Below are 13,825 nucleotides of genomic sequence, written 5' to 3'. Positions count from 1 at the left end.
TGAAATGCAGTTAAATCCATCCGAAATCAGTGAACTGATTAAACAAAGGATAGAAGGACTTGTTGATACAGCAGAAGTTCGTACGCAGGGAACGATTGTTTCTGTAACAGACGGTATTGTGCGCATTCATGGTTTGTCCGATGTAATGCAAGGAGAAATGCTTGAGTTTCCTGGTAATACCTTCGGCTTAGCATTGAATCTTGAACGGGATTCTGTGGGCGCCGTTATCATGGGAGCTTATGAACACCTCCGTGAAGGGGATACAGTCAAATGTACCGGACGTATACTTGAAGTACCAGTTGGAGAAGGCTTGCTGGGACGCGTTGTTAATGCACTAGGACAGCCAATAGATGGTAAAGGGCCTATTACAGCAGTAAGATCAGAGCCGATTGAAAAAATTGCACCGGGTGTTATTTGGCGACAATCTGTTGATCAGCCTGTGCAAACAGGACTGAAGTCAGTGGATTCCATGGTGCCGGTTGGACGTGGGCAGCGCGAATTGATCATTGGTGATCGTCAGACTGGAAAAACTGCAGTAGCTATTGATGCGATTCTTAATCAAAAAGGCCAAAACATGTTTTGTATATATGTTGCGGTCGGACAAAAGGCATCATCAATTGCTAACGTAGTTCGAAAATTGGAAGAACACGGTGCAATGGCATACACCATCGTGGTGGCGGCAACGGCATCAGAATCAGCAGCAATGCAATTTATTGCACCATATTCAGGCTGTACCATGGGTGAATATTTTCGTGATAAAGGTCAGGATGCATTAATTGTTTATGATGATTTAACTAAGCAAGCATGGGCGTATCGGCAAATTTCCTTACTTTTAAGACGTCCACCTGGACGTGAAGCATATCCAGGTGATGTGTTCTACTTACATTCACGCTTGCTTGAGAGAGCAGCTAGAGTAAGCGCAGCATATGTCGAAAAAGCGACAAACGGTGAAGTAAAAGGTAAAACTGGATCGTTGACTGCACTTCCAATCATTGAAACACAAGCTGGTGATGTGACCGCTTTCGTGCCAACTAATGTGATTTCAATTACAGATGGGCAAATATTTCTTGAAACAGATTTATTCAATGCAGGTATTCGTCCTGCAATCAATGCCGGCGTGTCAGTTTCCCGTGTGGGGGGGGCAGCACAAACTAAAGTTATTAAAAAATTGGGTGGCGGTATACGTCTGGCATTAGCACAATACAGAGAATTAGCTGCATTTGCTCAGTTTGCGTCGGATTTAGATGAAGCGACACGTAAACAGCTGGAACGTGGAAAAATGGCAACTGAACTCATGAAGCAACCTCAGTATGCAACACTCAGTGTTTCTGAAATGGCGCTCACTTTATTTGCGGTCAATAATGGATATTTTGATGATGTGGAAGTGAATCGAGCACTGGCATTCGAATCTGCATTAAAAAGTTATGTGCGCGGTCAGCATGGCGGCATTCTTGATAAAATAGAGAAAAGCAAAGAGCTTGATGCAGAAACAGAAAAAGAGCTGACAGCAGCGATTCAAGAATTTAAGCAAAACGGAACATATTAAGCAAATGGCCGGCAGCAGAGAGATACGCAATAAAATAAAGAGTGTAAAGAATACGCAAAAGATTACGCGTGCTATGGAAATGGTGGCCGCGTCTAAAATGCGTAAGGCTCAAGATCGGATGAAAAAAGCGCGACCGTATGGTGAAAAGATACGTAATGTCGCAGCTCATATGAGTCGGGCAAATACCGAGTATCGGCATCCATTTCTGATTGCACGAGATACCGTCAAACGAATTGGTATCATCGTAGTGACTTCGGATAAAGGTCTGTGCGGTGGATTGAACACTAATGTATTGCGCAAAACTTTAAATCAAATGAAGCGCTGGCAAGCAGAAGGTGAACAAATTGAGGCTTGTTGTATCGGTAACAAAGGCTTGGGTTTTATGAGTCGGATTGGCGCGAATGTTACTTCACAGGTTGTCGGGCTTGGTGATACCCCTGATATAGTGAGGCTCGTCGGCGCAGTCAAAGTGGTATTGGATGGCTATACGCAAGATCAGTTTGATCGGGTGTACATTTTTTATAATCGCTTTATCAATACGATGAAACAAGAGCCTGTGATGGAGCAGTTACTTCCATTGACCGATGAGCGCATGCAAAGCGATGAGCAAAGTAACAGCAAGCCAAAAACAACATGGGATTACATTTATGAGCCTGAAGCAAAGCCTGTGATAGACGATATCATGATACGGTATGTCGAAGCATTGATATACCAGGCTGTGGCAGAGAATATGGCATCTGAGCAATCTGCAAGAATGGTTGCGATGAAGGCCGCATCAGACAATGCTGGAAATGTCATTGATGAATTAACATTGATATACAACAAGTCTCGGCAAGCTGCAATTACCAAGGAATTGTCAGAGATCGTCGGGGGCGCGGCAGCTGTTTAAAACATTTTTGTATTTAGTTTAGGGAACAACGATGAGTCAAGGAAAAATTGTTCAGTGTATTGGTGCAGTGATTGATGTGGAATTTTCGCGTGAGTCTCTCCCCAAAGTATATGATGCATTAATAATGGAAGGCTCTGAGCTTACGCTGGAAGTACAGCAACAGCTAGGTGATGGTATCGTGCGCACAATTGCATTGGGATCTTCTGATGGATTGCGTCGTGGGATGGTAGTCAAAAATACCGGTAAGCAGATTAATGTGCCTGTCGGAACCAAAACATTGGGACGTATTATGGATGTTTTGGGTCGTCCTATTGATGAAATGGGCGATATTGGTGCAGAAAAAAGTATGTCTATTCATCGTGAAGCGCCTGCATTTGATGAATTATCTGCATCCACAGAGTTATTGGAAACAGGTATTAAAGTGATTGACTTGATTTGTCCGTTTGCAAAGGGCGGAAAGGTTGGATTGTTTGGTGGTGCAGGTGTGGGCAAGACAGTCAATATGATGGAATTGATACGTAATATTGCAATTGAACATAGTGGATATTCAGTATTCGCCGGTGTGGGAGAGCGAACTCGGGAAGGAAATGATTTCTATCATGAGATGAAAGAATCCAAGGTACTTGACAAGGTTGCATTGGTTTATGGACAGATGAATGAGCCACCTGGAAACCGTCTACGAGTAGCGCTAACGGGATTAACGATGGCTGAATCATTTCGTGATGAAGGTCGTGACGTATTATTCTTCGTTGATAATATTTATCGGTACACGTTGGCTGGGACTGAGGTGTCTGCACTACTGGGACGTATGCCATCAGCAGTGGGGTATCAACCGACACTGGCAGAAGAAATGGGACGTTTGCAAGAGCGTATTACATCGACGAAAACAGGTTCGATTACGTCAATACAAGCTGTGTATGTGCCAGCCGATGATTTGACTGACCCCTCACCGGCAACAACTTTTGGGCACTTGGATGCAACTGTGGTGTTGTCTCGCGATATCGCTTCTTTGGGTATTTATCCAGCGGTGGATCCTCTGGATTCAACTTCACGTCAACTTGATCCTCAGGTTGTTGGTGAAGATCACTACAATACAGCCCGCGCAGTGCAACAAACACTGCAACGCTATAAAGAACTAAGAGATATTATAGCTATTCTAGGTATGGATGAATTGTCACCAGAAGATAAACTGGCAGTGAGCCGAGCTCGTAAGATTCAGCGATTCTTGTCGCAGCCATTTAACGTTGCTGAAGTATTTACTGGCTCTCCTGGAAAATATGTATCTCTTAAAGATACTATCAAAGGCTTTAAAGGTATTGTGGAAGGGGAATACGATGAATTACCCGAGCAAGCATTCTACATGGTTGGTAGTATCGAAGAAGCCGTCGAGAAAGCTAAAACACTTCAATGAACTTAGAGAAAATAGTTAATGAGCACCATTTTTCATCTTGATATCGTAAGTGCTGAGGAATCGATTTATTCCGGTCCAGTGGAATTTTTGGTTGCACCGGCACAAATGGGTGAAGTAGGTATCTATCCACGTCATACGCCGATGCTGACCAGAATCAAATCTGGAATGGTGCGTATCAAAGCTCAACTAAAAGAGGAAGAACTGATATATGTGTCTGGTGGCATGTTAGAAGTTCAACCTAATGTTGTAACGATTCTGGCTGATACTGCTGTGCGTAGTCATGATCTTGATGAAGCGAAAGCTATTGAAGCAAAACGAGCTGCAGAAGAAGCCATGAAAAATCGTGAATCAGAATTGGATTATGCTAAAGCGCAAGCTGAACTTATGGAAGCAATGTCGCAATTGGCAGCAATTGACAAGCTGAGAAAGCGTAAGCACTAATATAATGTATCGATAGCGAAAAAGGCGACATATGTCGCCTTTTTTTATGCCTGTAATCCGAATTTGTATAAATGACGTTAAAATTTGGCTTTATTAAGAGTAAGAGACAAAAAATATTTGTTATGCTGCTACGGAATAAGTACTAAGTAATTAATATCCAGGGAAAGCTCAATATTGTGTTAAAGCTAAATGTTGTAATACTGGCAGCAGGTGCTGGAAAGCGCATGCGATCTTCGCTTCCTAAAGTACTGCATACTTTAGCAGGCTATCCGCTACTCAGGCACGTGACGAGTACAGCCCGATTACTCATGCCTTATAAAATTTGTGTTGTGATAGGCCATGGTGGAGAAGTGGTGCAGCGGTCTATGCCGGATAGTGATCTGACATGGGTTGTGCAAGAGCACCAACTAGGTACGGGACACGCATTAATGCAAGTTCAACCTTATCTCGATAAGGAAGGATCGACGCTTGTATTATATGGAGATGTTCCTCTCGTCAGTAAAGACACACTCCAGAAACTAATAATTTCAGCGCAAGCAGGATATTGTGTATTACTTACAGCAATAGTGGCGGATCCGACCGGGTATGGCAGAATTGTGCGCGATCCAAGAACAAATGCAATCACAGCGATTGTTGAACAAAAAGATGCTAGCGTAGTACAGCAAGATATATGTGAAATTAACACCGGGATCATGCTGATTCCTAATATCTATTTGCATGAATGGTTACCAAAGATTGAAAATACGAATGCGCAGCACGAGTACTATCTAACTGACATTATTGCGATGGCTGCTAAACAAGGGGTTCAAGTGAACTCTACACAACCAACCAATCTTTGGGAGGTAATGGGTGTTAATGATAAGCGCCAATTAGCACAGCTTGAACGAATCTATCAAGAAGAATACGCGAATAAACTACTGGAGCAGGGAGTCAGTTTGGCTGATCCGGCGCGGATTGATATCAGAGGAGAGTTGCATTGTGGAACAGATGTCAAGATTGATATTAATTGTATTTTTGAAGGGATTGTCAAATTGAACGATGGTGTGCAGGTTGGTGCGAATTGTATATTAAAGAATGTAATGGTTGCGGCGGGGGCGATAATTCACCCTTATAGCCTAATTGAAGGTGCAGAAATAGGAGAAAATTGTAAGATAGGCCCCTATGCTCGTATACGTCCGGGTACTGCACTTCTCAATGAGGTACATATCGGTAATTTTGTTGAAGTTAAAAATAGCCGGATTGCATCGGGCAGTAAAGCTAATCACTTAAGCTATATCGGCGATGCAATCGTTGGAGAGAATGTCAATATCGGTGCTGGAACAATTACTTGCAACTACGATGGTGCGAACAAGCATCAAACTATCATAGAAGATAATGTGTTTGTTGGATCTGACACTCAGCTTGTCGCGCCGGTTAGAATCGCCAAAGGATCAACAATTGGCGCTGGATCAACCATTACAAAAGATACTCCGGAAAGCGCTTTAACTTTGTCAAGGGTTAAGCAAGTAAGTTTCTTTGAGTGGAAGCGCCCAACTAAGTCGAAATAATGATGTCCCATGTATCTTAACAAGTTGTGTAAGGGGAAGAATCAGGATGTGTGGAATAGTTGGCGCGATAGCAAATGTGGATGTAGTTCCTGTTTTATTGAAAGGATTGTTACGCCTTGAGTACAGAGGGTACGATTCCGCTGGTTTGGTAGTAACCAACCATGGATTACAAAGAGTACGTACAACAGGTCGTGTAACAGAATTGAGTAAGCTTGTTGCGCAGCAGAATACGTGCGGATTGGCAGGCATAGCACATACGCGATGGGCTACGCACGGAGAACCTTCTGAACGTAATGCGCATCCTCATTTCTCAGGAGAGAAATCACGAATTGCTGTTGTGCATAATGGCATCATAGAAAACCACGAAGAAATACGCATTCACCTGAAGAATCAAGGATACAAATTTACTTCAGATACTGACACCGAAGTAATTGCACACCTCATAGCCTTTAAACTTGAGCAAGAAAGTGATTTATTAAAAGCAGTTTGTTTGTCCATTGCAGAACTGCAGGGTGCCTATGCGATAGCAGTTATGGAAGAAGCACATCCAGAACGAATTGTTGTTGCACGCAATGGAGCTCCGTTATTAATTGGCGTGGGAAAGGATGGCAACTATGTGGCATCCGATTCCTCTGCTTTACTGCAGACCACACGAAATATCATCTATTTGGAAGAAGGTGATGTTGCGGAGCTGCATAATCGTGACTATCGAATCGTGAATTGCCTACATAATCAGCTAGGTGAAGCGGTTGAGCGTGCCGTGCATGAAAGCTATTTGTCCAATGAAGCGATTGAATTAGGTCCCTACACGCATTTCATGCAAAAGGAGATATTCGAACAGCCGAGTGCAGTGGCTAACACACTGGAGATGGTATTCAATACACAATCTATTTCACCCAATTTATTTGGTAGCGAAGCAGAAAAAATATTGTCGGCAACGAAGCATATTCTGATTCTGGCGTGTGGAACCAGCTATCACGCTGGACTGGTGGCACGATATTGGATCGAATCGGTTGCCGGAATACCCTGTAATGTGGATATTGCCAGCGAATATCGTTATCGTAATCCTATTGCACATCCAAATACGTTAGTGGTTGGTATTTCGCAATCGGGAGAGACCGCGGATACGCTGGCAGCTCTGAGTTATGCCAAGAAATTAGATCATCAGCATAGTCTTGCTATATGTAATGTACCGGAAAGCGCTCTGATTCGACAGACTAATTTGCGCTTTCTAACCCGTGCCGGTCCAGAAATCGGTGTGGCTTCAACGAAAGCATTCACTACGCAACTAGCATCACTTCTGTTGCTTACGATAACGCTAGCAAAAATACATCATCGGTTATCGAAGGATGATGAGCATCGCATGATTGCGGCGTTACGTCACTTGCCGGTTGCATTGCAGAATACATTGCAAGTTGAATCGCAAGTTAAAGTTTGGGCTAAAAGTTTTGCGATAAAACGTCATGCGCTATTTCTTGGGCGCGGTGTTCATTATCCGATTGCTATGGAAGGCGCATTAAAGCTTAAGGAAATATCATATATTCATGCGGAAGCATATGCGGCCGGAGAGCTCAAACATGGTCCGTTAGCACTCGTGGATAGTGAGATGCCAGTTGTTGCGATTGCTCCTAATGATCAATTGTTGGGTAAGCTTAAATCAAATCTACAGGAAGTGCATGCTCGAGGTGGTGAACTATACGTATTCGCAGATGCTGATTCTCAGATAACGGAGAGTAAGAATTTGCATGTCATTCGACTAGCGGAGCATACCGGTTTACTTAGCCCGATTCTGCATACAATTCCGCTGCAGTTATTGGCTTATCACGTTGCTCTCGAGAGGGGTACTGATGTCGATAAGCCAAGAAATCTGGCAAAAGCAGTAACGGTTGAATAGTGATAGTTTGAGGATTAAAGTGACTTAGATTGCGATCAGTATTTATATCAGTTGAACGTTTATTTTTTGAAGCGGAAGTATGGTACTTTATCCATGCTTGATGGGGTGATAAGATAGGCCCACTTTAATAAAGGATACAGACAAGAATGGCTGGTCATAGTAAATGGGCTAATATCAAACACAAAAAAGCCGCGCAAGATGCCAAACGCGGCAAGGTGTTTACGCGACTCATCAAAGAAATAACTGTTGCTGCTCGCATGGGTGGAGGAGATATCAACTGTAATCCGCGCTTACGCTTGGCGGTTGATAAAGCGTATGATCAGAATATGCCTAAGGACAATGTTGAGCGTGCGATCAAGCGGGGTAGCGGGGAATTGGATGGTGTTGATTATGAAGAAATTCGCTATGAAGGTTATGGAATAGCAGGTGCTGCGGTAATGGTTGATTGTATGACCGATAATCGTGTCCGTACTGTTGCCGATGTGCGTCATGCTTTTACCAAATATGGTGGTAATCTAGGCACGGATGGTTCGGTCAATTTTTTATTCAAACACTGTGGTCAATTAATTTTTGCACCAGGAACCAATGAGGATAAATTGATAGAAGCTGCATTGGAAGGCGGTGCTGAAGATGTAATCAGTAATGATGATGATAGTATTGAAGTAATTACCGCGCCTTATGAGTTTATCGCAGTTAAAGAAGCACTGGAGAAAGCCGGTTTTAAAGCAGAGTTTGCTGAAGTAACCATGAAACCGAGCAATGAAGCATTATTAACTGGCGACGATGCGATTAAAATGCATAAGTTGCTGGACGCATTAGAAAGTCTTGATGACGTGCAGAATGTATATACCACAGCAGTTCTGGATGAATAAACATCATCTGGCTGGGTGACAAAATTCGCATTCTTGGCATAGACCCAGGTTTACGGATTACCGGCTTTGGTGTGATTGATAAGAGTGGTAGTGATCTGATCTATGTCGGTAGTGGGTGTATCAAGACATCTGAGGGTGAATTACCTGCTCGCCTTAAGTCGATTTTGGATAGCCTGAGTGAAGTTATTGCACAATACCGACCCGAATGCGCTGCCGTGGAGCAAGTCTTCGTCAATATTAACCCCAAATCAACATTATTGCTGGGTCAAGCGCGCGGCGTGGCAATTTGCGCTGCTGTGATGAATAATCTGATGGTGGCTGAGTATACGGCACTACAAATAAAACAAGCAGTTGTGGGTAATGGTCATGCAAAAAAAGATCAAGTTCAAGAAATGGTGATGCGCTTATTGAATCTGACAAGTAGTCCAAGCGCCGATGCTGCGGATGCGCTTGCGTGTGCGATTTGCCATGCGCACGCGGGGGTTGGTTTGGGGAAAATTCCATTAGCAGGCTACCGCATGAAACGAGGGCGCCTGGTATGATTGGGCGGCTAACTGGTGCATTGCTTGAAAAACATCCACCCCAGGTACTGTTGGATGTGCAAGGGGTGGGTTATGAAGTAAATGTGCCTATGAGCACTTTTTATGACCTTCCAGCGATTGGGACTCAAACTACATTGTATACACATCTTGTGATACGTGAAGATATACACTTGCTGTTTGGTTTTGCAACGGAATCAGAACGCCAAACTTTTCGTCAATTGGTGAAAATTTCCGGCGTAGGCGCAAGAACTGCATTGGCTCTTCTTTCCGGTTTGAGTGTACCTGATTTGTACCATGCCGTAGCGACTCAAGATAGTGCGCGACTCATCAAAGTACCTGGGATTGGAAAAAAAACAGCCGAACGCTTGCTGCTGGAATTGCGGGATAAGCTGAATTCTACAATAATTAATTTGGATGAGTCCGAGCCTTCATCTGTGCATGGCGATGATATTCTGAATGCATTGTTATCGCTGGGCTATAGTGACCGAGAGGCTAATTGGGCTGTCAAGCAAATAGCCGCAAGTGCCACGTTATCTGACGGCATACGTCAGGCATTGCAGTTGTTGTCAAAGGAAAAGTAACAAGTACATAACCTGGATTGCTGAATGATTGAAACAGATCGGCTAGTTGCTGCAATACCTTCATCTTCGCAGGAAGAAATCTTGGAGCGCGCACTACGCCCCAAGCAGTTAGAAGAATACGTTGGTCAAGAAAAAATTCGTGGGCAGTTACAGATTTTTATTGAAGCAGCTAGAAATCGTCATGAAGCGCTTGATCATGTCCTTTTATTTGGCCCTCCGGGTCTAGGAAAAACTACATTGGCGCATATTATCGCCAGAGAAATGGGTGTTAATTTGCGCCAAACCTCTGGTCCAGTGTTAGAGCGCCCAGGTGATCTGGCAGCTTTGCTGACAAACCTGGAACCCAATGATGTTTTGTTTATAGACGAGATTCATCGTCTCTCTGCAGTAGTGGAAGAGATTCTCTATCCGGCGTTGGAGGATTATCAACTGGATATTATGATTGGTGAGGGTCCAGCGGCGCGTTCGGTGAAATTGGATTTGCCGCCATTCACTTTAGTTGGTGCTACTACGCGAGCTGGTATGCTTACTAACCCTTTGCGTGATCGCTTTGGAATAGTTTCGCGACTAGAGTTTTATACTTCGGAAGAACTAAGTAAAATTGTTGTCCGTTCTGCAGGGTTGTTGAATGTGAGAATATCGTCAGATGGTGCATTTGAAATTGCGCGCCGTTCACGTGGTACTCCACGGATTGTAAATCGATTGCTGCGTCGTGTACGTGATTTTGCCGAGGTTAAAGCTGATGGGCACGTTACTGCTGCAGTGGCCGATGCAGCTCTGAATATGTTGGATGTCGATGCAATAGGATTAGATATTATGGATAGGAAATTATTGCTTGCTGTGTTAGAAAAATTCAGTGGTGGCCCTGTTGGGGTTGATAATCTCGCAGCAGCAATTAGTGAAGAACGTGATACGATCGAAGATGTGCTGGAGCCTTATTTGATTCAGCAAGGATTTTTGAAACGTACGCCGAGAGGCCGCATGGCTACTGCAGCTGCTTATCAACATTTTGGTGTTACTCTACCGAAAAACGGATTGAGTGGTGATCTTTGGGAAGAGAGTTGTTAATAATCAGTTGATTTTTTAAGTTAGATTTTATGCAAATTCAGACGCTGCGCATTATCATTGCGATTTTAATGACGTTGGTCATTATGCTGTATTTTTATACCAATCGTGAGAAAGATTATTACAGTAAAAGTGCAGAACCAGCGGTTGCGCAGATATTAACCGAAATTTCCAGCTGGGAAAAACAGGCACTTCTGACTCACTTAGCGCCTGAAGCCAAACAGACAGTAAATGACGAACAGCTTGATCAATTGATGAACCTCTATCGTAGCTTTGGCCGTTTTCGATCAATTCAAGAAATTAATTTTTCACGTACAGTAAGTGCATTTTCTCTAGTGAGTGAGAAACGCATTAATTATTCAGGTATCGCAAACTTTGACGGAGGGTCTGTTAGTTTAAATATTACTTTGGTTGAACGAGGAGGATTCTTCCTTGTTTATAATTTTACGCTGGCAAAAGCGAGTGAAGGATAGTTTGTAATAGTTAATGTGCATATAAACATAGAAATTATTCTCTTCTGAGTATACTTATGGTTTTGGGTTAATATACGCACATGGCGTTTTGAACTATCGATAAAATGCGTTAGTCTTACTGCTTACTAGAATGATTAGGTATTTAATTTTTAGATTGGAGGTTATTTTAAAATGAATCAAAATTACTCAACAGTTGCTCAAAGATCTTCATCAGCTTTGGCGACCAACAAAGTATTGCGCAATACTTATATGCTTTTATCACTGACATTGTTATTCAGTGGTTTTACAGCTGCGCTGTCAATGTTCATGAATATGCCACCAATGACTTATCTGATATCCGTTATTGGAGGGATGGTAATCGCCATGTTTGTATTGCCCCGTTTTGCAAACTCTACAGCAGGTATTGGAATTGTCTTCTTGATTACCGGTATGCTAGGTTTTGGTTTGGGACCAATATTGAGTATGTACGCCTCGTTACCTAATGGTGGAAATATTATCACGCTGTCACTCGGTGGAACGGGTGTCATATTTATGGGCTTGTCTGCATATGCACTGGCTACACGAAAAGATTTTAGTTTTCTTGGCGGTTTTCTGATGGTAGGTTTCTTACTAGTATTGCTTGCTGCAGTGGCAAACATTTTTCTGGCCATGCCTGCTATGTCACTAGCAATATCGGCTGTGGTTATCATGATTATGAGCGGTTTTATTTTATATGACACGAGTCGCATTATTCATGGTGGTGAAACCAATTATGTGTTGGCGACGATTGGGTTGTATATGACAATTTTTAATATTTTTATCAGTCTATTGCAGATATTAGGTATCATGGGTAATGATGATTAGCCTTCAAGTGTCTGAATAACTGTTCAAAACCCCGGTTTAACCGGGGTTTTGTTTTGAGCAAATAAAGTGTGAACGAGGGGGCTTTGGGAACATGGATTGGATGCAAATTATCTCTGCGCTGGCACTAGCGATGTTCATTGTAATTCTGTTTCCTACTGTATTGGATAGGATGAAAAATAGCCCAAAAGGTACATCTTCGGATTGGATGGGTTTTGTCGTTCCCATGATAGTTATTGCTCTATTTGTTATGCTTTTAATTGCGCTTGTTTAGGCCATATTTCTGTACACTTAAAATTGATAACGGACTTTTTTGTCTGGAAATTGTCATTATTGGTGAATCCTGGATGAATGGAAATGCAAGAAGTTACTCAATGAGTTGGTAAATAGAGTGCTTTGATTAATGTATTAGAAAGCTGTTTCTGGAAAAGTAGAGATAGGGTTTTCCTGATTCAAAGGTTTTTGTTGGGGATGATTAAATAGCAATACCATTTTATAAGCAGGGTAATATTGCTATAAGAATCATGAATTTTCCTTGTTTGAGCAACAGCGGCATGCTAGAATTTCCACTTGATTGATTAGCGTGTAGAAGATATCTATAACTAATAAAATCTAAGTTGCGGATAATAAGGAAATTCGGTCAAGGAAATGTAATTATCGTCAATCATGGTGTGGTTTTAACAAAATAGGATTCTGCTGTATGGCTTTCGTAAGTTAGTAGAGCATATAAAGCTGTGCTTTGTAATGTTCTTGGTCGTATTTGGAATCCGTAAAATTAGTAATCATGTGGGGGGAAATATGAGAAGTAAATCAGTAGCAACCCTGGCGGGGGTATCCGCTCTCGCTTTGTACTCAAGCATGGCAGTAGGGTCTAAATACAATTTACCCGAGCCGCAGAGTATCATAGCGAAAGATATTTATGATCAGCATATTGTGCTGTTGTGGATTTGTTTGGCTATATTTATTGGTGTATTTGGTGTCATGTTTTATTCAATACTCAAGCACCGTAAATCTCTTGGTTATAAGGCGGCAAATTTCCATCATAGCACTGCAGTCGAAGTGGTATGGACGGTAATACCTTGCCTTATATTGATTGTAATGGCGTACCCAGCAACAAAAACAGTCATTGCGATGAAAGACACATCGAGTCCTGATATGACTATAAAAGCAACTGGTTATCAGTGGATGTGGGGTTATGATTATCTGCAAGGCGAAGGCGAGGGAATTAGTTTCTTTAGTAAGCTATCGACGCCACGAGTTCAAATTGAAAATAAAGCACCGAAAGGTGAAAATTATTTACTAGAGGTTGATAATCGTGTGGTCGTTCCTGTTGGAAAGAAAGTGCGTGTTATCATAACTGCAAATGATGTACTACATGCTTGGTGGGTGCCGGCATTGGGCATTAAGCAAGATGCTATTCCAGGTTTTATTCGTGATACATGGTTCACAGCAGATAAACCAGGAATCTATCGTGGTCAATGCGCTGAGTTATGTGGTAAAGATCATGGATACATGCCGATTGTAGTAGAGGTAATGGAGGCAGGTGAATATACTAAATGGGTTGCTGCTCAGCAAGGCGCATCCGCAGTTAAAACATCAATGCATGTGGAAAATAAGTAAAAGGAGATAACTATGGCAGCAGTACACGGTGACGCACACGGTCACGGACATGATGACCATCATCCCAGTGGGATAATGCGCTGGATTACAACGACCAATCATAA

At 42.6% G+C, this 13,825-nt stretch carries 13 protein-coding genes; all 13 read left to right on the top strand.

What is annotated here, in order from left to right; all coding sequences use genetic code 11:
- Positions 1-4: 4 nt before the first annotated feature.
- The 13 genes from atpA to coxB all read left to right on the top strand — a co-directional run bounded on the left by atpA (position 5) and on the right by coxB (position 13,721).
- Complete coding sequence (gene atpA / locus Q0K92_RS08100; RefSeq protein ID WP_297325302.1) at positions 5-1,546, top strand: F0F1 ATP synthase subunit alpha; 1,542 nt, start codon at positions 5-7, stop codon at positions 1,544-1,546.
- Between the two features lie 4 nt (positions 1,547-1,550).
- Complete coding sequence (gene atpG, locus Q0K92_RS08095; RefSeq protein WP_297325301.1) at positions 1,551-2,435, top strand: F0F1 ATP synthase subunit gamma; 885 nt, start codon at positions 1,551-1,553, stop codon at positions 2,433-2,435.
- Between the two features lie 31 nt (positions 2,436-2,466).
- Positions 2,467-3,846: a F0F1 ATP synthase subunit beta gene (gene atpD / locus Q0K92_RS08090; RefSeq protein WP_297325300.1), complete on the top strand. Its 1,380-nt coding sequence runs from the start codon at positions 2,467-2,469 to the stop codon at positions 3,844-3,846.
- A gap of 18 nt (positions 3,847-3,864) precedes the next feature.
- A complete protein-coding gene (locus tag Q0K92_RS08085) occupies positions 3,865-4,287 on the top strand; it encodes a F0F1 ATP synthase subunit epsilon (RefSeq protein ID WP_297325299.1) in 423 nt (140 codons plus the stop codon).
- A gap of 176 nt (positions 4,288-4,463) precedes the next feature.
- Positions 4,464-5,834 (top strand): bifunctional UDP-N-acetylglucosamine diphosphorylase/glucosamine-1-phosphate N-acetyltransferase GlmU, encoded by a 1,371-nt coding sequence (gene glmU / locus Q0K92_RS08080; RefSeq protein WP_297325298.1) that lies wholly within the window; start codon positions 4,464-4,466, stop codon positions 5,832-5,834.
- A 46-nt stretch (positions 5,835-5,880) separates the two neighbouring features.
- Positions 5,881-7,728: a glutamine--fructose-6-phosphate transaminase (isomerizing) gene (gene glmS, locus Q0K92_RS08075; protein ID WP_297325297.1), complete on the top strand. Its 1,848-nt coding sequence runs from the start codon at positions 5,881-5,883 to the stop codon at positions 7,726-7,728.
- Between the two features lie 146 nt (positions 7,729-7,874).
- Positions 7,875-8,600, top strand: coding sequence for a YebC/PmpR family DNA-binding transcriptional regulator (locus Q0K92_RS08070; RefSeq protein ID WP_297325296.1), 726 nt, complete (start codon positions 7,875-7,877; stop codon positions 8,598-8,600).
- A 23-nt stretch (positions 8,601-8,623) separates the two neighbouring features.
- Positions 8,624-9,142: a crossover junction endodeoxyribonuclease RuvC gene (gene ruvC, locus Q0K92_RS08065; RefSeq protein ID WP_297325331.1), complete on the top strand. Its 519-nt coding sequence runs from the start codon at positions 8,624-8,626 to the stop codon at positions 9,140-9,142.
- Positions 9,139-9,723: a Holliday junction branch migration protein RuvA gene (ruvA, locus tag Q0K92_RS08060; protein ID WP_297325295.1), complete on the top strand. Its 585-nt coding sequence runs from the start codon at positions 9,139-9,141 to the stop codon at positions 9,721-9,723. Before ruvC ends, ruvA begins: the two co-directional genes overlap by 4 nt.
- A gap of 24 nt (positions 9,724-9,747) precedes the next feature.
- Positions 9,748-10,791, top strand: coding sequence for a Holliday junction branch migration DNA helicase RuvB (ruvB, locus tag Q0K92_RS08055; protein ID WP_297325294.1), 1,044 nt, complete (start codon positions 9,748-9,750; stop codon positions 10,789-10,791).
- Between the two features lie 29 nt (positions 10,792-10,820).
- Positions 10,821-11,261, top strand: coding sequence for a hypothetical protein (locus Q0K92_RS08050; RefSeq protein ID WP_297325293.1), 441 nt, complete (start codon positions 10,821-10,823; stop codon positions 11,259-11,261).
- A gap of 171 nt (positions 11,262-11,432) precedes the next feature.
- Complete coding sequence (locus Q0K92_RS08045; protein WP_297325292.1) at positions 11,433-12,104, top strand: Bax inhibitor-1/YccA family protein; 672 nt, start codon at positions 11,433-11,435, stop codon at positions 12,102-12,104.
- A gap of 741 nt (positions 12,105-12,845) precedes the next feature.
- Positions 12,846-13,721 carry a cytochrome c oxidase subunit II gene (coxB, locus tag Q0K92_RS08040; protein ID WP_297325291.1) on the top strand — a complete coding sequence of 292 codons (876 nt, stop codon included), beginning with the start codon at positions 12,846-12,848 and terminating at the stop codon, positions 13,719-13,721.
- Positions 13,722-13,825: the final 104 nt, after the last annotated feature.

This window comes from Nitrosomonas sp. (genome assembly GCF_024282095.1).
Classification (GTDB): Bacteria; Pseudomonadota; Gammaproteobacteria; order Burkholderiales; family Nitrosomonadaceae; genus Nitrosomonas.
The sequence above is the reverse complement of the archived record's forward strand: the minus strand, read 5'-3'. Positions and strand labels throughout refer to the sequence as shown.

Coding starts and splice junctions, on each gene's coding strand:
- atpA (WP_297325302.1), top strand. CDS start 5: ATGCAGTTAAATCCATCCGAAATCAGTGAACTGATTAAACAAAGGATA.
- atpG (WP_297325301.1), top strand. CDS start 1,551: ATGGCCGGCAGCAGAGAGATACGCAATAAAATAAAGAGTGTAAAGAAT.
- atpD (WP_297325300.1), top strand. CDS start 2,467: ATGAGTCAAGGAAAAATTGTTCAGTGTATTGGTGCAGTGATTGATGTG.
- Q0K92_RS08085 (WP_297325299.1), top strand. CDS start 3,865: ATGAGCACCATTTTTCATCTTGATATCGTAAGTGCTGAGGAATCGATT.
- glmS (WP_297325297.1), top strand. CDS start 5,881: ATGTGTGGAATAGTTGGCGCGATAGCAAATGTGGATGTAGTTCCTGTT.
- Q0K92_RS08070 (WP_297325296.1), top strand. CDS start 7,875: ATGGCTGGTCATAGTAAATGGGCTAATATCAAACACAAAAAAGCCGCG.
- ruvA (WP_297325295.1), top strand. CDS start 9,139: ATGATTGGGCGGCTAACTGGTGCATTGCTTGAAAAACATCCACCCCAG.
- ruvB (WP_297325294.1), top strand. CDS start 9,748: ATGATTGAAACAGATCGGCTAGTTGCTGCAATACCTTCATCTTCGCAG.
- Q0K92_RS08050 (WP_297325293.1), top strand. CDS start 10,821: ATGCAAATTCAGACGCTGCGCATTATCATTGCGATTTTAATGACGTTG.
- Q0K92_RS08045 (WP_297325292.1), top strand. CDS start 11,433: ATGAATCAAAATTACTCAACAGTTGCTCAAAGATCTTCATCAGCTTTG.
- coxB (WP_297325291.1), top strand. CDS start 12,846: ATGTTCTTGGTCGTATTTGGAATCCGTAAAATTAGTAATCATGTGGGG.